Genomic DNA, 20484 nt, shown 5'->3' on the forward strand with positions numbered 1-20484 from the left:
GTTCGCACGTGTAACATTTTCGCTCGTGCTCGTCATCCCTCAAGCTCACGGACAGGAAAGTATCGTCGACTATTCGGCGCTTCCCGGACCTGGCGGGCAACAGTCCAAGATGCCTGCGCTCGACGCACGGCAGTGGACGCTGAAGGTCGCGCTCTCGCAGCGTCCGTGGAGCTTCGTCGCCTCGGTCGGCATGGCGGTCGCTTTCATCTGCAACGGCCTGACGCCCGTCGTCGTGGGCAGGGCCGTGGATGAGGCCATCGCCACCTCGTCTGCCGGCCGACTGGGATTCTGGATCCTGGTTCTGGGTTGTCTTTTCGTGCTCGCCATCGTCGCGAACTGGATCGCGCGCTTCATGTTGATCCGCAGTCAGCAGCTGGTCAGCCATGATCTGCGCACCATGGTCACCGACCGCATCCAGGATCCACGTGGGTTCGCCGGCCGCGAGCGCACCGCAGGCGGCTTGCTGTCGATCGCATCGTCCGACACCAGCCGGGTCGGCGAGATCGTGATGATGACGGTCATGCCTGTAGCCGAGGCGGCGGCCATCGTCTACGGCGCCACCATGATGTTCACCATCAGTCCCTGGCTGAGCCTGGCCACCCTCATCGGCGGTCCGCTCCTGGCGATCGTGGCCCTCCGGGTGGCCCGCCCGCTGCAGAGTCGTTCGGTCGCACGTCAGCATGCGATTGCTCAGGCCGCGGCGACCGCCGCGGATGTGGTGCAGGGACTGCGCATCCTGAAAGGCCTGGGCGCGATCGTCACCGTCCGGGTTCGCTATGCCGAGGTCTCGGACATCGCCTATCACAAGACCATTCACGCCAATGCCGCCGAGGCGCGCCTCAACGGGGCCACAGAGGCCACCGGCGCGATCTTCGTCTCCGCCCTCGGCATCACCGCCGGCGCGTTCGCACTCAACGGGCACATGACCATCGGCGACCTCATCACCGTCGTCGGCCTGACGCAGTTCCTCATCACTCCGATGACCATGTTCGGCAGGAACCTCGCCTCGCGATGGGCCTCGGCCGAGGCATCCGGACGGCGTATCCGCGAGGTTCTCGGGGCAGACTTCGAACACACCACTGAAATCGACGAAGCCAGGACCGCCAACTTCCTGGAGGCCCTGCCGACCGGTCTCACTGTCGTGCGCGGCACCGACCACGAGCTGATCTCCCAGCTGGAGTCGCTACCCCGGACCAGGGTGATCGTCGTCCCGCACGCGGCTGACCTGTTCGACGGCAGCGTCGCCGACAACGTCCACCCCGACCGGGCCACCGCCGAGGAAGCACTCCGCGTCGCCTGCTGCGACGACATCCCCGAGGGCCCCGACAAGCGCGTCGGCGAGAACGGACGCATGCTGTCCGGCGGTCAGCGGCAACGCGTGGCCCTGGCACGCGCCATCGCCTTCGACCCCGAGGTCCTCGTGCTGCAGGATCCGACCACCGCGGTGGACTCGGTGACGGAGCAGAACCTCGCCGAGCGGGTGTCCCGGCACCGGGCAGGCAAGATCACGCTCGTGTTCAGCGAGGCCCCGGCCTGGAACGCCGTGGCGGCCAACCACTCGAGCGTGGCGGAGCTGAAGGCGACGGCGGAGGAGCTGCTGGCGGGGGCCGCCCGATGAATCCGTCGACGAACGCGAGCCCACCCGTCAAGACCGACACCGCCCTTCGGTTCCCCCTGGCCACGCTGACGCAGGTGCGGCGCGAGGTCGCGCGTCAGCTGGGCCAAGTCCGCCATGCGAAGCTGTTGTTCCTGCTCGCCCTGGTACTGCTCGTCCTCGGCGCGTACGCCGGTGTGCTGGTGCCGCAGCTGATGGGCCGGATCGTGGACCTGGTGACGGACCACACCCAGGGATCGCTGTGGCTGATCGGCGCAGGTCTGATTTCCGCCGCGATCGCCGGCGCGGTCGTGAATGCCTGCGGCTTCTATCTGGTGTCACGGCTGTCCGAGCGCGTGATCGCGAACCTGCGCCAGGACATGGTCGGCACCGCTCTGGGACTGCCCACCCACCGAGTCGAGGATGCAGGCGCAGGCGATCTGGTCAGCCGTTCCACCGATGACGTCGCCGAGCTGTCCGCCGCCGTCACGGAGACCGTGCCGACGCTGTCCACCTCACTGTTCACTGTCATTGCCACCGTCACGGCCCTGTTCGCGCTGGACTGGCAGTTCCTGATCATCCCGGTGATCGTCGCGCCGGTGTACTACATCGCCGCGCGCCGCTACCTCGCCAAGGCCCCCGAGCGCTATGCCGCCGAGCGCGCCGCCATGGCCGAGCGTGCCCGTCGCGTCCTGGAGTCCATCCGCGGTCGCGCGACGGTGCGTGCGTTCTCGATGGAAAACCGCGTCCACACCGAAATCGAGAACGCCTCGTGGGATGTGGTCCGCAAGGGCATCAGGGCTCGCAGCACCATGCTCGTCCTCAACGTCTGGATGCTCGGTGCCGAGTTCCTCATGCTGACGATCGCGCTGTCGGTGGGTTACCGGCTGGTGTCCACCGGCGCCCTCACCGTGGGCGCCGTGACCGGGGCGGTGCTCATGATCATCCGATTGCGTGGTCCTTTGAACACGTTCATGCGCGTGCTCGACGTCGTGCAGTCCGGGTACGCATCGTTGGCACGAATCGTGGGCGTGGTCTCCGATCCGCCGGTGCCGGTGCCCGACAGCGGCGCAGATGCTCCCCGAGGGCACGTCGAGCTGCGCAACGTCAGCTTCAGCTACGGCGGCCCCTGGGCCGTCCGCAACATCAACCTGACCATCACCCCGGGCGAGACCGTCGCCATCGTGGGCGCGTCAGGGGCCGGAAAGACAACGGTGGCAGCGCTGCTGGCGGGACTGCACATACCCGACGAAGGCGAGGTGCTCGTCGACGGACACCCCGTGTCGTCACTGTCCGACCGTGAGCGCGTCGCGCGTCTCGCCATGGTCAGCCAGGAGGTGCATGTCTTCTCCGGAACCCTGCGCCAGGACATGACCCTCGCCAAGCCCGATGCCACCGATGGAGAGCTCCGTTCGGTACTCGATCTGGTACATGCCCGCTCATGGTTCGACCGGCTTCCGCAGGGGCTGGACACGGTGGTCGGCGCGCGTGGCATCCAGCTGGAGCCGGTCGCCGCGCAGCAGCTGGCGCTGGCTCGCGTTCTACTTCTCGACCCGGCCATCGTCATCATGGACGAGGCGACTGCCGAAGCCGGCTCGGCGGGGGCGGGGGCGTTGGAGGATGCCGCTGATGTGGTGACCCGTAATCGTTCGGCCCTGGTGGTGGCGCACCGCCTGGACCAGGCCTCGCGTGCCGACAACATTCTCGTCATGGACGCGGGTCAGGTCGTGGAGCAGGGCACCCACGACCAGTTGCTCGCCGCCGGCGGGATCTACCACCGTCTGTGGGCCGCTTGGACTGCCGGTCGGCGAGAGATCGGCAGCGCCGGCCGCGCTCCGGACGGAGATTCCGATCCCGACCTCGTCACTTCGGGGGTGACCACGTAGCCGCGTGCTCCATCCGGACCGGCAACTCGCCCCTCTTGCGCCGAGACCGGCCGTTGCGCGACCGCAGGCCCTAGCCTGGTCCGCATGGCCGACCCGAACGCAGAACACCTGCACCTCGAGTCCCTCGACGAGTGGCACGCGTGGCTGCGGGACAACCACGACCGGCCCCCCGGCGTCTGGATCGTGTTCTGGCGCAAGGAGTCCGGTAACACTCCCCTCGACTACGAGCAGGTCGTGCGGGAAGCACTGTGCTGGGGGTGGGTAGACGGGCACACCCGGATCATCGACGAGCACCGCCGTGGCATGTGGTTCACCCGACGCGCGCGCAACAGCGCGTGGGCCGCGTCCAACAAGGCTCGCGTGACCGAACTGATCGCCGAGGGACGAATGCAGCCGCCCGGGCAGGCCGTCGTCGACGACGCCAAGCAACGCGGTCTGTGGACGCTGCTCGACGACGCCGAGGCACTCGTCGAATCTCCGGAACTCACCGCAGCCCTCGACGCCGACCCTCGGGCGCGCACCAACTGGGACGCGTGGCCGCCGAGCGTCCGCAAATTCGCGCTCAGCCAGATCGCATTCGCGAAGCAGCCGGCGACCAAGACCAGGCGGATCGCCGGCATCGTCGAGAAGGCCGCCCGCAACGAGCGACCGTGATCGGGGCCGCGCCTACGGAACCAGGATGGTCTTGCCCGTCGTCTGCCGGCCGACCGATTCACCGGTCCGACGCGGGCTGTGTGGCACCGCAGGCGCAGGCGCCGCCGCTACGCGGTTGGTAGTCGTGCACATGACCGGTGCGGTCCTGGCTGATCCGGCAGCAGGCCTGCAACCGCTGGCGGAGGTGGGCGCGGCCTCGCTGGACGCGAGATTTCATGCCGGAGACGGAGATTCCGGCCTCGTCGGCGGCGTCGGCATGCGTGCGGGCGCCGAGATCGACCATCTTCACCGCCTCGGCCTGCTCGGCGGGCAGACCCGAGAGCATCGGCACCAGGCACGCGGCGAGTTCCTTCTGAACCGCCTCATCGGTCTCGAAACGGTCGGCGGCCGGGTTGTCCGGGACGGCGTCGACGGGCAGTTCCCGGCGATGGGCCGCGGACCGGTAGTAGTCGGTGATCGCGTTGCGGGTGATCGAATACATCCACCCCAGGAGCCGATCCTGGTCGCGCAGACCGTCGAGACTCCTGGCCATCCGCAGGAACACGATCGACAGGATGTCGTCGGCGTCCTCCGGGGTCGAGACCCGGCGGGCGATGAAAGCCCGCAGGTCACCCGAGAAGTCCCGCCACAGTTGCTCGAGATCGCCCGGTGCCGGTTGCAGTGTCGTCGCAGTGGGGTCCGTCGTCTCGCTCATGATCTCTGGTTCCTCTCCGTCTCCAGCATCCTCGCCGCGCTGCGCGTCCGCGAGTCCCGGACGGTTGCCGTCTCGTCGAGACGGACGATCCAAAGGGCTCTCGGACGCAACCCTTCGCGGCTGCAGCGAGGCAGGCGCTGCGTCCGATTCACATGGGTCTCGTCTGTAGAGGTGTCGATGTCGATATCGGGTTTCCCGATTCGACGTACCTGTAGAAGCGCGGCGAGGAGGTGAGAGCGATGTTGACTACGCATCTGTTGTCGGGTCTGACCAGTGAAGAGGTGGACCTGATCCTGGCGGAGGAACTGCATCTGCTCGACACCGCCGAATGAGCGCTGTCGACGCCCGGACCGGACGTATCCACTGAACCCGGTACCCCTATCCCCTTCACGGGATAGGGGTACCTGCCGTGCCCGGTGCCGGGTCGTTGCCGACGCACCGGAACCGCCCTGCCCGAACCCGCTACCGGAGCGGGAACGGCGCAGAGCGGGATCCCGGCGCTCAGCGGACAAGCGATGGCCGGATCCGGCGGATCACGACCGGGACAGCGACGACCGTCACCCACAACCCGATCGCCGCGATCAGGGCGGTGACGGTGTCACCGCCGGTGGCGGTGCCGAGCACGTGCCCGCGCAGGGCGTCGGTGGCATGCGCGACCGGGTTGAGCGACGCCATCGCCCGCATCCAGCCGGGCATCGTTTCGAGCGGCGCGAACGCACTCGACACGAACATCAGCGGCATCATCACCATCATTCCGGCGAACTGCACGACGTCGGGACGCCGGAGCCGGTCCCCGATCAGCCCGAACAGCGCACTCATCGCCCCGGCCAGGACCACCAGCACAATCACCGCGGAGACGGCGTCGGCGGCGGTGCCGTGGAATTCGAAACCCAGTGCCACTGCGGCGATCCCGAGCAGCACCGCCCGAGCCAGGGTGAACATCGCTTCGTTGAGGGTGCGGGCCACCCCCGGCACGCTCGGGCGCATGGGCAGAGCAGCGAACCGGTCGTGGAGGCCGTTGGTGTGATCGATCGCCGCGGACACCCCGGCGTTGGTGCCGGCCATCACGGTGGAGACGGCAAGCATCGCCGGAGTGAGGAAGTCGATGTAGCTGACTCCGGCCGGAAACTCCGCTCCGGCCGCGACGCTGCGGAACACCTGGCTGAACAGCACCAGCATCGCCATCGGCATGGTCAGCGAGAACATCAGCAATTGCGGGACGCGGGCGCTGGTGCGCAGGTTGCGTATGGTCAGGGCGGCGACCTGGCTCCCGAACGGGGAGACGGTCGGGCGGATGGTGGTCATCGGTGTGCTCCAGTGTTGTGGGCGAGGTGGGTGAAGACGTCGTCGAGACTCGGGGATGTCACATCCAGATCGGTGAGCTCGATACCTGAGCGGTGCAGGTCGGCGACCAGTGCGGTGGCGGCAGGAGCGTCGTCGACGGTGACCGACACCCGGATCCGGGCGCCGCCGTCGACCGGACGTTCGGTGTCCGGGGTGAACGGCAGCGCGCTTGCTCGAACGGCCGGGACGGTGGCGGCGAGGACCTTGCCGCCGACGATCCGCTTCAGATCGCTCGGGGTACCGCGGGCAGCGACCCGGCCACTGCGCAGGACCACGATGTGGTCGGCGAGCCGGTCGGCTTCCTCGAGGTACTGGGTGGTGAGCACCACGGTGGTACCCGCGGCGGTGAGTTCCTCGACGACCTCCCACAGCCCGGTGCGGGCGATCGGGTCCAGGCCGGTGGTCGGCTCGTCCAGGAACAGCACCGACGGGGAGCCGACGAGGCTGGCGGCCAGGTCGATTCGCCGGCGCGATCCCCCGGACAGTTCCCCGACCCGGCGGGTCGCGTACTCGTGCAACCCGAGCCTCTCGATCAGCGCGTCCGCCCGGGGGCGGGCGGTGCGACGCAGCCCGGTGAGGCGACCGATCAGCTCCAGATTCTCTCGGGCAGTGAGGAATTCGTCGAGACCGGCGTACTGACCGGTCACCCCGATGCGGCGGCGGACTGCGGTGGCGTCGGCGACGACGTCGAGACCGTCGACCTGCACTCGTCCGATGGTCGGGGTCACCAGGGTGGTCAGGGTGCGGATCAGGGTGGTCTTGCCGGCGCCGTTGTGGCCGAGCACCCCGACCGTGGTTCCGGCAGCGGCTTCCAGGTCGACGCCGTCGAGCGCCCACGTCTTGCCGTAGGCGACGTGGAGGTCTTCGACCACGACGGCCGGGGCGGTCATCGCACACCCCCGGCGGGGTCGGCGGCGGGACGGGCGGACAGTTGGGTGGTCATCGCTGGTTCCTCTCGAGCTGGCGGTGCCCCCACACGAACGTGGGGTCCGCTAGCTCAGACGAACCAATCGCTGCCCGGACGCACTGCCGCCGAGCGTTGGGGCGTCAGCGGCAGCAGTTCGGATCGAGGACGATCCGCAGTGCGTCGAGAGACTCGGTACGGGCGCGATAGAAGACGTTCATCCCGCGGCGTTCGGATTCGACCATGCCGGCCTTGCGGAGCTGCCCGAGATGATGACTGACGGTGGATTCGGCCAGGTCGACACCGGCGGCGAGATCGCAGGTACACACCTCGCCGCCGTCGGCGGTGAGCAGGATGGATACGAGCTTGATGCGGACCGGATCGGCCAGTGCCTTCAATCGGAGTGCGAGCTCGAGGGCAGCGTCGTCGCTCATCGGCGCGGCCGACACCGGAGCGCAGCAGATCGGTGCACTGACGTCGATCACGGGCAGGGCTTTCGGCATGATTCGAGACTACCCAAAAGCTTGACATATATCGAAAAGGTGGCGCACCCTGTAGCCGTCATACTTCGATATATGTCTCAGAGGTGGAGGTCATCATGTCCCGCGCCCAACTCGCCCTCAATGTCGACGACCTGCAGGAAGCGGTCACGTTCTACTCGAAGCTGTTCGGTACCGAACCGGCCAAGCTCAAGCCGGGCTATGCGAACTTCGCGATCGCGGAGCCGCCGCTCAAGCTGGTGTTGCTCGAGAACCCCGGCAAGGGCGGCACCATCAACCACCTCGGGGTGGAGGTCGAATCGAGCGAGAAGGTGCATGCCGAGATCGCCCGCCTGACCGGCGAGGGGCTGTTCACCGACGAGGAGATCGGCACCACTTGTTGTTTCGCCACGCAGGACAAGGTGTGGGTCACCGGTCCGGCCGGTGAGAAGTGGGAGGTGTACACCGTCCTCGCCGATTCGGAGACCTTCGGGACGAGCCCGCAGCACCTCGACAGCCCGGCCGGCGAGGGTGGCGTGTGCTGTGGCACCGCCGCCTGCACCCCGGAGGAGAACGAGCAGCCGCAGCCTGCAACCGCCGAAAAACCCTGCTGCTGAATCACATACCGGTGTCGGCTGCCTTTCAGGTGGCCGACATCGGTGCCCTCGGCGACGCACTCCTCGGGAGCAGGACTTCGGACGCGAGGCGTTGATCGCCGGGGTGCGCCCGGTCGAAGTCCTTTCACCGAGATCAGTTGTCGAGGTCGAGGTCCAGTTCGGCGACGGCAGATCGAGCGGTGCGGCCGACGCCGAGGATCGTGGCCGAGCCGGGGCCGGTCCAGTCGCCGTAGCCGAGCAGATGCAGGCGCGGTTCCTTCAGGGAACGGGTGCCGGCGACCGGCACCGTGCCGGTGTGATCGCGCAGCCGAAGCGGTCTCAGATGCGCGAGTGCGGGCCGGAAGCCGGTGGCCCACAGCACGACGTCGGCGTGCTGCCTACGCTCACCCCAGGCGATGCCGTCGACGGTGAGCCGGTCGAACATCGGCAGCGCGGTCAGCACCCCGCGGTCGCGCGCTGCGAGGACGTCCGGGACCATCACGATGTCTCCGAGGGCGGCGATGCCACCGGGATCGGGCCGGCCGGAGGCCAGGGCGATCGCGCGGCGGGAGGCGAACTCGAACAAGGCCCGGCCGTCGACGCCATCGGGCAGAAATCGTGGTGGCCGGGTGGTGACCCAGGTGGTGGTCGCGGTGGTGGAGATCTCGGCGACGAGTTGAGCGGCGGAGTTGCCACCGCCGACGATCACCACGTCCGCCCCGGCGAACTCGGCCGGGGTGCGGTAGTCGACGGTGTGCAACTGCCGTCCGGTGAACAAGTTCGCGCCCGGGTAGCTCGGCCGGAACGGTCGCTGCCAGGTGCCGGTGGCACTGATCACCCGGCGCGCCCGCCACTGCCCGCTGTCGGTGTCGACCAGCAGATCGAGGCCGTCACGCCGGACCGCGTGCACCCGCACCGGCCGCTCGACCGGCAGGTCGTAGCGGGTTTCGTAGGCGGTGAGATAGTCCACGACATGACGTGCCGGCGGGAACCCGTCCGGCCACCGGGGCATCGGCCGGCCCGGCAGGGAAGCGAATTCCGCCGGCGAGAACAGCCGCAGCGACGGCCACATGTGCGGCCAGGCTCCACCCGGACCCCGCTGGTCGTCGAGGATCACGAAGCGGTGCCCGGCCCGGCGCAGATAGTAGCCGGCGGCCAGGCCCGCCTGGCCGCCGCCGATCACGACCACGTCGACGCTCGTCGTCATCGAAGATCCTGCAGTCAGCGCTGGGACGGCTGCGCGGTCAGTTCGGCGATGAGCGCTCCGACCTTGGCGCGGATCTCGTCGCGGATCGGGCGCACCGCGTCGATGCCCTGCCCGGCCGGGTCGTCGAGCACCCAGTCGCGGTAGGACTTGCCCGGGAACACCGGGCAGGTGTCCCCGCAGCCCATCGTGATCACCACATCCGAGGCCTGCACCGCGTCGGTGGTGAGGACCTTCGGATTTTCCTTCGAGATATCGATGCCCACTTCGGCCATCGCGGCGACGGCAGTCGGGTTGACGTGCTCGGCGGGTGCGCTGCCGGCGGATCGGACCTCGATCCGGTCCCCGGCCAGCGCAGCGAGGAATCCGGCGGCCATCTGGGAGCGGCCGGCGTTGTGGACGCAGACGAACAGCACCGAAGGCCGGGTGTTGCCGCTGGTGGTGGAGTCGGTGGTCATGACGCTGGGGATTCCTTTCCGCAGGAAGTTCGGACGGAGACGGCGCTGTCCGGTCCCGTCAGCTCGTGGCGACGGCAGCCTGGCCGGTGAAGCGTTTGCGCAGTGCGAGCGAGACATAGACCAGGGCGACGAGGACCGGCACCTCGATGAGCGGTCCGACCACCCCGGCCAAGGCCTGCCCCGAGGTCACCCCGAACGTGCCGATTGCGACCGCGATGGCCAGTTCGAAGTTGTTGCCCGCCGCGGTGAACGCCAAGGTGGTGGTGCGCTCGTAGCCGAGTCCGATCGCGGCACCGAGCAGATACCCGCCGCCCCACATCAGCGCGAAGTACGCCAGCAAGGGCAGCGCGATACGCACCACGTCCAGCGGCCGCGAGGTGATCTGCTCGCCCTGCAGCGCGAAGAGGATCACGATGGTGAACAACAGCCCGTACAGGGCCCACGGCCCGATCTTCGGCAGGAACTTGTCCTCGTACCACTGCCGGCCGTTGGCCTTCTCACCGAAGTAACGGGTTAGGAACCCCGCGATCAGTGGGATGCCGAGGAAGATCAGCACCGACTCGGCGATCTGCCACGGAGAGACGTCGAGGGTGGTCTGCTCGAGACCGAGCCACCCGGGCAGCACCGACAGGTAGAACCAGCCGAGCACGGCGAACATGATCACCTGGAAGACCGAGTTGATCGCCACCAGCACGGCGGCAGCTTCGCGGTCGCCGCATGCCAGGTCGTTCCAGATGACGACCATCGCTATGCAGCGGGCCAGGCCGACGATGATCAGGCCGGTCCGGTACTCGGGTAGATCCGGGAGCATCAGCCAGGCGAGGGCGAACATGAGCGCCGGGCCGAGGATCCAGTTGAGGAGCAGGGAACCGACGAGGAGTTTGCGGTCGCCGGTGACGGTGTCGAGGCGGTCGTAGCGAACCTTCGCCAGCACCGGGTACATCATGATCAGCAGACCGAGGGCGATGGGCAGCGAGATTCCGTCGATCTCGATGAAGCTCAATGCTTCTCCGAGTCCGGGGATCATCCGTCCCAGCAGCAGGCCGGCAACGATGGCGGCGCCGATCCACACCGCCAGATACCGGTCGAGGGTCGACATCTTCCCGACCACAGCCGGGTGTTCGGTGGTCGTGGTCACGAGAGGGCCTCCTGAACGGCTTCGGTCGGGGCGCAAGCCGATCCGGGCAGGACGCCGGATTCGGTGGCCAGCACCGCGGAGAGCTGTTCGAGCACGGGCGGAATCACTCGGTAGTAGACCCAGGTCCCGCGGCGCTCGCAGTCGAGCAGCCCGGCTTCGCGCAGCACCTTCAGGTGGTGCGAGATGGTCGGCTGGGACAGGTCGAAGGCCGGGCTGATATCGCACACGCAACTCTCCCCGCCCTGGTGGCTGGCGATCAGGCTGAGCATCCGCAGCCGCACCGGATCACCGAGGGCTTTGAACATCCGGGCCAAGTCGGCGGCCCAATCCGAGGTGAGGGGCTGCCGCATCAGCGGGGAACAGCAGGCGTCGCCGCTCGGATCTGCTTGCATTGACATGGATCAATATTGACAGACGTCGAATCAACCGCCAAACTCCGGTGCGGACGTCCCATCTCGATCAGAGGCACACCATGCCGGAACCACAACCGCCGGTCGACCGCCGGGAGATCGCCGCCGACCTCGAACGTGCCCGCCGCACCCTGCACTCACTCCTCGATCACGCCTCGTCCGAGGAACTCGACCGCCGCTCGCACGGCACCCGCTGGACCAACGAACAGCTGTTGTTCCACATGGTGTTCGGCTACATGGTCGTCCGCCGGCTACTACCGCTGGTCCGGGTGTTCTCCCGGCTGCCCGACCCGGTCGGCCGCGGATTCGCGCGCGCCCTGAACGCGGCGACACCGGCTTTCCACGAGGTCAATTACCGGGGCTCGTGCGCGGCCGCGTTCGTCTTCGACCGCCGCCGGATGGGAAGGCACTGCGATCGCGTGATCGCGAAGCTCCAGCGCTCGCTGGCCACCGAACCCGAGACGAACATGCAGCGCAGCATGGCGTTTCCGGTGCGCTGGGACCCGTTCTTCACCGACACGATGACCGTCGAACAGCTCTACCGCTACCCGGGCCGGCACTTCGACTTCCACCGGAACCAGCTCACCCTCGACAGAAATCCCCCGCTCTGACAGGAGGGCACCGGCGTGGGGCGCCGCAATCCCGCGGCACCCCACCCCACCGAGGTCATCCGCAGCAGACGCTGCCGGCCGACGCATCCTGCTCGGCGCCGTCCTGCTCAGCGTTGTCCTGCCCGTTGCACGCGACCTCACACGCCGAGGTCGTCAGACCCTCGGGGTTGGCGGGGCTGTCGTCGGTCACCGCGTAGAACTCCCACCACCCGTTGGGCACGTCCGGTGCCTCGACGAACACCTTGTCCTGCACCGCATGGCAGCACAAATCCTGTTCGGCCACCGTCGCGGTCAGACCCACGTCCCGGAACCGCGCCAACGCGGCGGAGACGTCCTCGGATGTCGGCGATTCGACACCGATATGGTTCAGACTCTCCTGGGCACCGGGATTCTCGATCAACACCAGCTTCAGCGGAGGATCCTCGATCTCGAAGTTGGCGTATCCGTCGCGCTGCTTGTGCGGGGACACCCCGAACAGCGTCGAGTAGAACGCGGTCGCCGCGGTCACGTCTTCGACGTTGAGCGCGAGTTGAACTCGGGAGGTAGGCATCGTCGTCACCTTTCGGGAATTCGGGCACCGGCGCGAGCGTCCCCATCGGACTCTCGTCACCGTGTGCCGCCCCTACTGACGAGGCTCGTCCCGCAAGGACGCAACTCGGCCAGTGAACCGGTGGCATAGCCGCAAATGAGAAAGATAGCCGCGCGAGGCATGCATCGCGCGGCTATCTTTCTCGTCTGCGCTTGCGCGCGTCGGGGTCCTACACGTTGAAGCGGAACTCCACGACGTCGCCGTCCTGCATGATGTAGTCCTTGCCCTCCATGCGCACCTTGCCGGCGGCCTTGGCGGCGGCCATCGAACCGGCCTCGGCGAGGTCGTCGAAGGAGACGATCTCGGCCTTGATGAAGCCCCGCTCGAAGTCGGTGTGGATGACGCCGGCAGCCTGCGGAGCGGTGTCGCCCTTGTGGATCGTCCAGGCGCGAGCTTCCTTCGGGCCGGCCGTCAGGTAGGTCTGCAGACCGAGGGTGTGGAAGCCGGTGCGGGCCAGGGCATGCAGACCGGGTTCGGTCTGGCCGATCGAGTCCAGCATCTCCTGCCGGTCCTCCTCGTCCAGCTCGAGCAATTCCTGCTCGACCTTCGCGTCCAGGAACACGGAGTCGGCAGGTGCGACGGATGCGCGCAGCTCGGCGACCCTCGCCTCGTCGGTGAGCACCGCCTCGTCGGCGTTGAAGACGTACAGGAACGGCTTGGTGGTCAGCAGGTGCAGTTCGCGCAGCAGGCCGAAGTCGAGCTTGTCCTTGACGCTGAACAGCGTCCTGCCCTCTTCGAGGAACGCCTGAGCCTTGACGGCCTCCTCGTGCTGGGGCTTGAGGTCCTTGTTCTTCTTCGCTTCCTTCTCGAGACGCGGCAGCGCCTTCTCCAGGGTCTGCATGTCGGCGAGGACGAGCTCGGTCTCGATGATCTCGATGTCCGAGGCCGGGTCGACGCGGCCGTCGACGTGCACAACGTCGTCGTCGGAGAACACGCGCACCACCTGGCAGATGGCGTCGGCCTCGCGGATGTTGGCGAGGAACTTGTTGCCCAGGCCGGCACCCTCGGATGCGCCCTTGACGATGCCGGCGATGTCGACGAAGGACACCGTGGCAGGCAGGATGCGCTCGGACCCGAAGATCTCGGCGAGCTTCTTCAGCCGCGGATCGGGCAGCTCGACCAGGCCGACGTTCGGCTCGATGGTGGCGAACGGGTAGTTCGCGGCCAGCACATCGTTCTGGGTCAGCGCGTTGAACAGCGTCGACTTGCCGACGTTGGGAAGTCCGACGATTCCGAGAGTAAGGCTCACGGAATCAGCATTCTACGTGTTCACGCGCCGGCCCCGTCAGCCGCACGACGTGCGACGGCGACGAGCCAGTCCGCGGCGTCGTGCCAGGGGCGCAGATCCCAGGTCGCGAACCGCTGCTCGAGCACCATCCCGGAGGCGGCGAGGTCCGCGGCGAACTGCTCCGGACGGTAGACGCTGCCGGTGGTGAATCCGGCGACGAACACCCCGCCGGGCCGCAGGTGCGCGGCGATCGCGGCGAGCACCGTGCGTTCGCTGCCCGGTTCCAGGAACACCATCACGTTGCCGGCGGCGACGACCGCGTCGAACGGCTCCCCCGGCAGGTCCAGGGTCGCCAGGTCCGTGAGGTGCACGGTCAGGTCGGGATGGCGGCGGCGTGCCTCGTCGATCAGCACGGGATCGAGGTCGACGCCGGTCACCCGGTGACCGCGCCGGGCCAGTTCGGCCCCCACCCTGCCGGTGCCGCACCCGGCGTCGAGCACCCGGCTGCCGCGCGCGAGGAGGACGTCCACGAAACGCGCTTCACCGTGCAGGTCGGCGCCGGATTCCTCGAGACCGGTGAACCGTTCGATGTAGGCGCGGGAATCGTCGGCGCTGCGCTCGGTCTGCCATCGGGTGCCCATGGCACCCGAACGTACCGAGCCGGCAGTGCCTACGGGCAGGCGACCTTCACGAGCTGCGCGATGCGCGCCGCCTGGTCGTCGGTCGGTTCCACCGAGCCGTTGGTGGCGAGTTCCTGGACGGTCGCGTCGATGTCCTGCTGCGGAGCGCCGTCCTCGATCATCGGGCACGTGTCGGTGACGATCTTCTCGATCGACTCCGTTTCCCGATCCGCCGCCAGGTCCGGGTAGGCGGTGCGGAACGTACCGACGAATGCGCTGAGCTTCGCCTGGTCGATCGCTTCCCCGGCCTTCTCCGCGGCGCTCTCCGCGGCGCTCTGCACGGACGACACCGCACCCTCCGCCTGCTCGCGGACACTCGTCACGACCGCACCCAGCGACGACTGCGCCTCCTCGCTCGCCGGGGTGTTGTCCTCGTCGGAGGAACAGGCGGCGAGTGTGCATGCGACCGCGAGTGCGGCGACGGCCGCCGGAACCGACTTCCGGATCCGAGATCCCACGCTTCGTGTGCTCATGCACTCGAGGGTCCCACGCGTCCCGCGGCCGAACGCGGGAATCGTCGAATTCCGCCAGGTACACGACTCACAGCCCGGAGTTCCGCGGGGTCCGACGCGAGGCCCGTGTGCATCGGCGAACCGGACGCTCGCTCCGTTAGATTGTCGGAACGAGGCCGTCGGAAGGATCCCCGTTGAGCGAAGCGAAGTCCCCGCCCGAACTACCCGCACGTCCCCTCGATCGGGGCGCGGTCATCGGCGCCGGCGGCATCTGGCTGGCCAAGGTGTCGGCATGCGTCGTCCTGATCGCCGCGGGCGCTGTCGTCCTCGGCTGGATCATCGAGAAGATGTGGGTGGTCGTACTCCCGGTCGCCCTCGCGATCGTGGTGTCGACGGTCCTGTGGCCACCGACCCGTGCCCTGGTGAAACGCAAGGTCCCACCCGCGGCGGCCGCGTCGGTCACCCTGTTGCTGTTCTTCGCGGTCGTCGGCGGCATCATCGCCGGCATCGTGCCGTCGGTGGTGTCGCAGGCCCCGGAGCTGGGCAACAAGGCCACCGAGGGCATCCACAAGGTGGAGGACTGGATTCAGGGACCGCCGTTCAACCTCCGCGACGAGCAGCTCGAGAACGCGGTCCAGGTGGTGGTGGAGAAGGTTCAGGGCAGCGCCGCGACCATCGCCAGCGGCGTGTTCTCGGGCGTCAGCACGGCCGGCTCGCTGCTGGTCACCCTCGGCTTGGTGCTGGTCCTGACGTTCTTCTTCATCAAGGACGGCCCGCGGTTCATCCCGTGGTTGCACGCCGTCGGCGGTGGGCGCGCGGGACGTCACCTCGAAGAAGTGCTCGTCCGCATGTGGGACACGCTCGGCGGGTTCATCCGCACGCAGGCGCTGGTGAGCTTCATCGATGCGTTCTTCATCGGTCTCGGCCTGGTCATCCTCGGTGTTCCGCTCGCACCCGTGCTGGCGATCATCACCTTCATCGGCGGGTTCATCCCGATCGTCGGCGCGTTCGTCGCCGGCGCCCTCGCGGTCCTCGTCGCGCTCGTGGCCAACGGCCTGACCACCGCGATCATCGTGCTGGGCATCATCATCGCGGTGCAGCAGCTCGAAGGGAACGTGCTCCAGCCGGTGCTGCAATCACGGAGCATGCACCTGCACGCGGTCATCGTGCTGCTCGCGGTGACGGCCGGGTCGTCGCTGTTCGGCATCGTCGGGGCGTTCCTCGCCGTGCCGGTCGCGGCGGTCGCCGCGGTGGTGATCCGCTACATCGGCGAACAGATCGACGAACGCGTCGAAGCAGCCAACAAGGAAACCCTGGCGCTGCCCGCTCCCGGGGAGGGCTCGGCACCCGAACCGAGCTGACCGACGTGGCCGGGTTCAGCTCGCGATCTCGACCGTCGAGCCGGCCCGGCCCCGGACGACGTGCAGCCGGCTCGGGATGCGCTGCCGCATCTCGTCGACGTGGCTGACCACCCCGACGACGCGGCCACCGGCACGCAGTTCGTCGAGCACACCCATCACCGAGTCGAGGGCGTCGGCGTCGAGCGTGCCGAACCCCTCGTCGATGAACATGGTGTCGAGCACGAGCCCCCCGGATTCGGCGGCGACGACGTCGGCCAACCCGAGCGCCAACGCGAGCGACGCCTGGAACGACTCACCACCCGACAGGGTCTTCGTGGACCGGACCATCCCGGTGTACTCGTCGTGGATGTCCAGACCCAGACCGCCTCGTTTGCCGTGGCTGCCCGCGGCGTCGGAGTGCACGAATTCGTAGCGTCCACCGGACATTCGACGCAGCCGCTCGGACGCCGCCTCGGCGACCTCCTCGAGTCGCGCCGCGAGGACATACGACCGCAGCGACATCTTCCGCGAGTTCTGCCCGCCACCGGCGATCACATCCGCGAGTCCGGCCAGTTCGTTCTGCTCGGCCCGCAGCGGCGCGAGCTTCGCATCCTCCTGCTCGAGGCGCGTCGTGTACTTGTCGATGTCGGTGAGCCGCCGATCGGCCTCCGAGGCAGCGGTGAGCGCCGCGTGCAGTTCGGCGGCGGCGCGGTTCGCGGCCTCCTGCCGCGCCGCGACGTCGGCCGTCTCGTCTCCGGTGAGCGCCGAGATCTCGGGTTCGGCGAGCGTGGCGGCCGCGACCGCGCGGGCTTCCTCGGCGGCGCGGACGAGTGCGTCGATCTCGGCCAGACGCGCGTCGGATCGCACGGCGGCCAGTGCCGCGTCCAGGTCGTGGAATCCGGCGTCGACGGCGGCTTGCTCGGCGTCGCGGGCCCGCTCGTCGGCGAAGGTCCGGGCCCGGACGGCGGCCGCTCGCCGGTCTAGCAGTTCGGTGGCCGCGGCCGCGAGGGCCGCCAGCCGCGCGCGGCGGTCCACGAGCGAACCCCCGTCCCCGACCGCGGCGTGGATGCGAGCCCGGATCTCGTCGGCTTCGGCAGCGGCGACCGCGTCGGCCTGCGCGATCTCCGCGACCTCGGCGTCCGTGCCGCGCAGCCGCTCCTGCAGCTCGGCGTCTAGCCGTTCCAGGGTGTCGACCTGCGCGCGACGCCGATCGAGTTCCCCGGCCTCCGTGGCCGCCGCGTCGTGAGCCGACCTGGCGGCGTCACGTTCGGCGACGAGTTCGTCGAGCGATCGATCGCCGCACCGCTGGCGCAGCGCCGCAACGACTTCGGCCGCCTCGGCGACGGCAGCGGTTGCCTGGGCGAGTGCCGCCTCGGCGCGCTGCTCCGCCTCGCGGGCCACGTCCTCGTCGGCCTTGGTGACAGTGTCCGGTGCGGGCCGCGCCGGCGCGGGATGCTCGGTGGATCCGCAGACGGCACATTCCTGCCCGTCGACGAGTTCGGCCGCCAATTCGGCTGCCATACCGGCGATTCGCCGTTCTCGCACGTCGAGCAGGACGGCCCGGGCGTCGAGATGCGCCGCACGCAGCTCCACGACGCGCTGCTCACGCTTGTCGAGTTCGGTTCTGCGCGAAGCAAGTTCGTCCGCTGCGGCGACCGCATCGGCGGCGCGGTCGCGGGTTGCGGCGAGACCCGGCAGTGCGGCCGCGGCCTGTTCCGCGGCGCGGACGGCGGCGGCAGCCTCGTCGCGGCGCACCGGCAACGCATCCCGCTGCGCGGTGAGTTGTTCGATGTCGGCGGCGAGCGTGCGACGACGCGCGTCCAGCCGGGACCGTTCGTCGTCGAGGGTCGCGACGCGACGCTGCTGCGCAATGAGATCGTCGAGCCGCACGACCTCCGCGGACCACCGCTGCTCGTGTCCGCGGATCCGATCGCGGTCGCCGTCCTCGGGCTGTTCGGGCAGTTCGTCGAGCAGCATGCGACCGTCGTCGTCGCCGGACAGCGCGGCGAGTGCATCCGCCGCCGCCTGCAACGCCGCCGCGGCGGTCGACGCGGCGCGGCGGGATTCCTCACCGGTCACCGCGACCGGCGCCGCCCGCAGCGCAGCCGCCCGCTCGGCGGCCAGCGCGGCCCGCTCGTCCGCAGTGGCGTCGAGGGCCGCGAGTTCGGACTGTGCGGCGGCGCGGCGCTCCAGGCGACGGGCCAGCGCGACCGCCTCCTCGAGTTCCGCGCGGGCGCTGCGCTCCGCGTCGCGGGCGGTGTCCAGCGCGACGATCATGCTGTCCCGGGTGTCGACGGCGTCCTCGCGCAGCTTGCGCGCCCACCCGACCGGGTCGGCGTCGGCACCGGCCTCGATCCCGGCCGCCGCGTCGACCTTCGCGCTGAGCACGTCGACCTTCTTCTGCTGTTCGGCGAACTTCTTCGCACCGGCAGCGGCCCGCTCGCGGAACCATTTCTCGACACCGCCGAAGAGCGTCGTGTCGAACAGCCGCTCGAGCAGCGCGCCGCGTTCCTTGCTGTCGGCCCGGAGGAACTTCGCGAACTCCCCCTGGGGCAGCAGGACGACCTGGAAGAACTGAGCCGCGCTCATGCCGAGCAGTGCCCCGATCACCTCGCCGATGTCCTCGTGCCGCGACAGGTTCTGCCCCGACCCGTCCAGCCAGGTCAGCGTCGCCTTCGCCTTCTCCTTGGTCGTGCCGGTGCCGCGCAGCTTCGGGCGTTCGTATTCGGGGCTGCGCACGATCCGCAGGCGTCGGCCGGCGATGGTGGCCTCGAGCATCACCTTCGGGACGGCACCGGCGGCGGCGTGATCGGACACCAGCCGGCGCCCCTCGGCGCGCGCACCGGGCACCGTCCCGTACAGCGCGAACGCGACCGCGTCGAGGATCGAGGTCTTGCCCGCTCCGGTGCGGCCGTGCAGCAGGAACAGCCCGTCGGCGCCGAGTTCGTCGAAGTCGACCCGGACTGTGTCCGCGAACGGCCCGAACGCGGTGACTTCGAGTGCGTGCAGCCTCACGCCGAAACCTCCACGACCTCGTCCGCGGCCGCGATCTTGTCCGCGCCGACGCGGTCGGCCTCGCGCAGCGCCTGTTCGATCCAGCGGGCCTCCCGCTGCGACGGCTCCGACCGCACGTCCGTCAGGAACGCGCACGCGACGTCGAGGTTGCTGCGGCCGTGCACCTTCTCCCGGTAGCTGGTTCCCGACGTCGTGTCGGGGCGGTTCCAGACGACGTGCACCGCGTGCGGGAACCGGGTCTGCAGCCGTCGCATCGCATCGAGCGGCCGAACCGCGTCGGTCAGCTCGGCCGCGACGTAGTGGTCCTCCGCGGCGGCGTGCTCGGGATCGGCGAGCAGATCCTCGAGTGTTCCGGACAGCTGGCTCAGGCCCCGCACGACGGGGAGCTCGACCCGTTCGACCGACGCCACGCCGGTCACGTCGAGGTCGACGAGCCACACCGCCTTGCGGTGACTGCGTTCGCCGAAGGAGTACGGCAGCGGAGACCCGGAGTAACGCACGTGCTCGGCCACGGTCTGCGGGGAGTGCAGGTGCCCGAGGGCGACATAGTCCATGCCGTCGAACGCGGACGCGGACACGGTTTCGACACCGCCGACCGAGATGGACCGTTCCGAACCGGTCGCCTCCGCCCCGACGACGAACGCGTGCGCGAGCAGCACCGTCCGGCCGCCGCGGATCTCGGCGTCGGCGCGGACCCGGCCCATCGCGGCGTCGAGGATCTCCTGGTGGGAGCGGGCCTTGGGCACGCCCAGTTCTGCTCGGGTGATCTCCGGCTCGAGATAGGGGATGCCGTAGAACGCGACCGGGCCGTGCTCGTCGTCGACGATCACCGGGCGGTCCACGTCGGCGACCTTGGTGATCAGGTGCAGTCCCCCCTTGGCGGCGAACGCGGCGCCGGCACCGAGCCGCACCGGCGAGTCGTGGTTGCCGGAGGTCGCGACGATGATCGCGCCCGCCTCGTGGATCGCCTCGAACCCGGCGTTGCACACCGCTACCGCGTCGGAGCTGGGGATCGACCGGTCGTACACGTCGCCGGGCACGACCACGATGTCGACGCTGCGCTCGGCGACCAGTTCGGCGATCGCGGTCAGGGCGCGCGCCTGGTCTCCCAGCAGGTCCACACCGTGGAAGGTGCGGCCGATGTGCCAGTCGGAGGTGTGCAGGATCCGCATGGCGACGACCGTAGAGGACCGCACCGACACGTCCGG

20 protein-coding genes are annotated in these 20484 nt (G+C 69.0%); 6 read left to right on the top strand and 14 right to left on the bottom strand.

Annotation, left to right across the window (positions count from 1 at the left end; translation table 11 throughout):
- The first annotated feature begins 109 nt into the window (after nt 1-109).
- From ACWDUD_RS02460 to ACWDUD_RS02470, 3 genes are all read left to right on the top strand, one after another.
- On the top strand, nt 110-1618 hold the full coding sequence (locus ACWDUD_RS02460) for an ABC transporter transmembrane domain-containing protein (protein WP_450108220.1): 1509 nt from the start codon (nt 110-112) through the stop codon (nt 1616-1618).
- Nucleotides 1615-3480, top strand: coding sequence for an ABC transporter ATP-binding protein (locus ACWDUD_RS02465; protein WP_450108221.1), 1866 nt, complete (start codon nt 1615-1617; stop codon nt 3478-3480). Before ACWDUD_RS02460 ends, ACWDUD_RS02465 begins: the two co-directional genes overlap by 4 nt.
- Before the next feature lie 84 nt (nt 3481-3564).
- Nucleotides 3565-4134 carry a YdeI/OmpD-associated family protein gene (locus tag ACWDUD_RS02470; protein WP_197257932.1) on the top strand — a complete coding sequence of 190 codons (570 nt, stop codon included), beginning with the start codon at nt 3565-3567 and terminating at the stop codon, nt 4132-4134.
- A 58-nt stretch (nt 4135-4192) separates the two neighbouring features.
- Here the strand turns inward: ACWDUD_RS02470 and ACWDUD_RS02475 are convergent, their stop codons facing one another.
- The 4 genes from ACWDUD_RS02475 to ACWDUD_RS02490 form a co-directional block, all read right to left on the bottom strand.
- The gene (locus tag ACWDUD_RS02475; RefSeq protein WP_450108222.1) at nt 4193-4828 is read right to left on the bottom strand and encodes a sigma-70 family RNA polymerase sigma factor; all 636 of its coding nucleotides are present in this window, start codon (nt 4826-4828) and stop codon (nt 4193-4195) included.
- Between the two features lie 501 nt (nt 4829-5329).
- Nucleotides 5330-6133 (bottom strand): ABC transporter permease, encoded by an 804-nt coding sequence (locus tag ACWDUD_RS02480; RefSeq protein WP_450108223.1) that lies wholly within the window; start codon nt 6131-6133, stop codon nt 5330-5332.
- The gene (locus tag ACWDUD_RS02485) at nt 6130-7062 is read right to left on the bottom strand and encodes an ATP-binding cassette domain-containing protein (RefSeq protein WP_248673864.1); all 933 of its coding nucleotides are present in this window, start codon (nt 7060-7062) and stop codon (nt 6130-6132) included. Before ACWDUD_RS02485 ends, ACWDUD_RS02480 begins: the two co-directional genes overlap by 4 nt.
- 157 nt (nt 7063-7219) lie before the next feature.
- Nucleotides 7220-7579 (bottom strand): Rv2640c family ArsR-like transcriptional regulator, encoded by a 360-nt coding sequence (locus tag ACWDUD_RS02490; RefSeq protein ID WP_197257926.1) that lies wholly within the window; start codon nt 7577-7579, stop codon nt 7220-7222.
- Between the two features lie 95 nt (nt 7580-7674).
- Between ACWDUD_RS02490 and ACWDUD_RS02495 the strand changes: the two genes are divergently transcribed.
- Nucleotides 7675-8172: an ArsI/CadI family heavy metal resistance metalloenzyme gene (locus ACWDUD_RS02495; protein WP_450108224.1), complete on the top strand. Its 498-nt coding sequence runs from the start codon at nt 7675-7677 to the stop codon at nt 8170-8172.
- A 133-nt stretch (nt 8173-8305) separates the two neighbouring features.
- Here ACWDUD_RS02495 and ACWDUD_RS02500 read toward each other — a convergent pair whose 3' ends face one another.
- From ACWDUD_RS02500 to ACWDUD_RS02515, 4 genes are read right to left on the bottom strand one after another with little or no spacing between them, the layout of a single operon-like run.
- Nucleotides 8306-9358: an ArsO family NAD(P)H-dependent flavin-containing monooxygenase gene (locus ACWDUD_RS02500; RefSeq protein ID WP_197257922.1), complete on the bottom strand. Its 1053-nt coding sequence runs from the start codon at nt 9356-9358 to the stop codon at nt 8306-8308.
- 14 nt (nt 9359-9372) lie between these two features.
- Nucleotides 9373-9813, bottom strand: coding sequence for an arsenate reductase ArsC (locus ACWDUD_RS02505; RefSeq protein WP_450108225.1), 441 nt, complete (start codon nt 9811-9813; stop codon nt 9373-9375).
- Nucleotides 9814-9871: 58 nt separating this feature from the next.
- A complete protein-coding gene (arsB, locus tag ACWDUD_RS02510; RefSeq protein WP_450108316.1) occupies nt 9872-10912 on the bottom strand; it encodes an ACR3 family arsenite efflux transporter in 1041 nt (346 codons plus the stop codon).
- 35 nt (nt 10913-10947) lie between these two features.
- Entirely contained in the window at nt 10948-11349 is a 402-nt protein-coding gene (locus ACWDUD_RS02515) for an ArsR/SmtB family transcription factor (protein ID WP_197257918.1), read from the bottom strand.
- Between the two features lie 74 nt (nt 11350-11423).
- On the opposite strand from ACWDUD_RS02515, the gene ACWDUD_RS02520 reads away from it, so the two are divergent.
- Nucleotides 11424-11972, top strand: coding sequence for a DinB family protein (locus tag ACWDUD_RS02520; protein WP_450108226.1), 549 nt, complete (start codon nt 11424-11426; stop codon nt 11970-11972).
- 55 nt (nt 11973-12027) lie between these two features.
- On the opposite strand, the gene ACWDUD_RS02525 is transcribed toward ACWDUD_RS02520, so the two are convergent.
- The 4 genes from ACWDUD_RS02525 to ACWDUD_RS02540 form a co-directional block, all read right to left on the bottom strand.
- Nucleotides 12028-12522 carry an ArsI/CadI family heavy metal resistance metalloenzyme gene (locus ACWDUD_RS02525; protein ID WP_248673862.1) on the bottom strand — a complete coding sequence of 165 codons (495 nt, stop codon included), beginning with the start codon at nt 12520-12522 and terminating at the stop codon, nt 12028-12030.
- A gap of 208 nt (nt 12523-12730) precedes the next feature.
- Complete coding sequence (gene ychF, locus ACWDUD_RS02530) at nt 12731-13810, bottom strand: redox-regulated ATPase YchF (protein ID WP_450108227.1); 1080 nt, start codon at nt 13808-13810, stop codon at nt 12731-12733.
- Between the two features lie 20 nt (nt 13811-13830).
- Nucleotides 13831-14430, bottom strand: a complete 600-nt coding sequence (locus ACWDUD_RS02535; protein ID WP_197257910.1) for a class I SAM-dependent methyltransferase — start codon at nt 14428-14430, stop codon at nt 13831-13833.
- A gap of 29 nt (nt 14431-14459) precedes the next feature.
- Nucleotides 14460-14942, bottom strand: a complete 483-nt coding sequence (locus tag ACWDUD_RS02540; RefSeq protein WP_197257908.1) for a hypothetical protein — start codon at nt 14940-14942, stop codon at nt 14460-14462.
- Between the two features lie 173 nt (nt 14943-15115).
- Between ACWDUD_RS02540 and ACWDUD_RS02545 the strand changes: the two genes are divergently transcribed.
- Nucleotides 15116-16282, top strand: coding sequence for an AI-2E family transporter (locus ACWDUD_RS02545; RefSeq protein ID WP_450108228.1), 1167 nt, complete (start codon nt 15116-15118; stop codon nt 16280-16282).
- 15 nt (nt 16283-16297) lie between these two features.
- On the opposite strand, the gene ACWDUD_RS02550 is transcribed toward ACWDUD_RS02545, so the two are convergent.
- A complete protein-coding gene (locus ACWDUD_RS02550; RefSeq protein WP_450108229.1) occupies nt 16298-19276 on the bottom strand; it encodes an AAA family ATPase in 2979 nt (992 codons plus the stop codon).
- On the bottom strand, nt 19273-20448 hold the full coding sequence (locus ACWDUD_RS02555) for an exonuclease SbcCD subunit D (protein ID WP_450108230.1): 1176 nt from the start codon (nt 20446-20448) through the stop codon (nt 19273-19275). Before ACWDUD_RS02555 ends, ACWDUD_RS02550 begins: the two co-directional genes overlap by 4 nt.
- Nucleotides 20449-20484: the final 36 nt, after the last annotated feature.

The sequence above is a fragment of the Rhodococcus sp. NPDC003382 genome, assembly GCF_053589135.1.

Bases quoted from the DNA above. Each gene is read 5' to 3' on its own strand.
- ACWDUD_RS02460 (WP_450108220.1), top strand. From the start codon at position 110: ATGCCTGCGCTCGACGCACGGCAGTGGACGCTGAAGGTCGCGCTCTCG.
- ACWDUD_RS02465 (WP_450108221.1), top strand. From the start codon at position 1,615: ATGAATCCGTCGACGAACGCGAGCCCACCCGTCAAGACCGACACCGCC.
- ACWDUD_RS02470 (WP_197257932.1), top strand. From the start codon at position 3,565: ATGGCCGACCCGAACGCAGAACACCTGCACCTCGAGTCCCTCGACGAG.
- ACWDUD_RS02475 (WP_450108222.1), bottom strand. From the start codon at position 4,828: ATGAGCGAGACGACGGACCCCACTGCGACGACACTGCAACCGGCACCG.
- ACWDUD_RS02480 (WP_450108223.1), bottom strand. From the start codon at position 6,133: ATGACCACCATCCGCCCGACCGTCTCCCCGTTCGGGAGCCAGGTCGCC.
- ACWDUD_RS02485 (WP_248673864.1), bottom strand. From the start codon at position 7,062: ATGACCGCCCCGGCCGTCGTGGTCGAAGACCTCCACGTCGCCTACGGC.
- ACWDUD_RS02490 (WP_197257926.1), bottom strand. From the start codon at position 7,579: ATGCCGAAAGCCCTGCCCGTGATCGACGTCAGTGCACCGATCTGCTGC.
- ACWDUD_RS02495 (WP_450108224.1), top strand. From the start codon at position 7,675: ATGTCCCGCGCCCAACTCGCCCTCAATGTCGACGACCTGCAGGAAGCG.
- ACWDUD_RS02500 (WP_197257922.1), bottom strand. From the start codon at position 9,358: ATGACGACGAGCGTCGACGTGGTCGTGATCGGCGGCGGCCAGGCGGGC.
- ACWDUD_RS02505 (WP_450108225.1), bottom strand. From the start codon at position 9,813: ATGACCACCGACTCCACCACCAGCGGCAACACCCGGCCTTCGGTGCTG.
- arsB (WP_450108316.1), bottom strand. From the start codon at position 10,912: ATGTCGACCCTCGACCGGTATCTGGCGGTGTGGATCGGCGCCGCCATC.
- ACWDUD_RS02515 (WP_197257918.1), bottom strand. From the start codon at position 11,349: ATGTCAATGCAAGCAGATCCGAGCGGCGACGCCTGCTGTTCCCCGCTG.
- ACWDUD_RS02520 (WP_450108226.1), top strand. From the start codon at position 11,424: ATGCCGGAACCACAACCGCCGGTCGACCGCCGGGAGATCGCCGCCGAC.
- ACWDUD_RS02525 (WP_248673862.1), bottom strand. From the start codon at position 12,522: ATGCCTACCTCCCGAGTTCAACTCGCGCTCAACGTCGAAGACGTGACC.
- ACWDUD_RS02535 (WP_197257910.1), bottom strand. From the start codon at position 14,430: ATGGGCACCCGATGGCAGACCGAGCGCAGCGCCGACGATTCCCGCGCC.
- ACWDUD_RS02540 (WP_197257908.1), bottom strand. From the start codon at position 14,942: ATGAGCACACGAAGCGTGGGATCTCGGATCCGGAAGTCGGTTCCGGCG.
- ACWDUD_RS02555 (WP_450108230.1), bottom strand. From the start codon at position 20,448: ATGCGGATCCTGCACACCTCCGACTGGCACATCGGCCGCACCTTCCAC.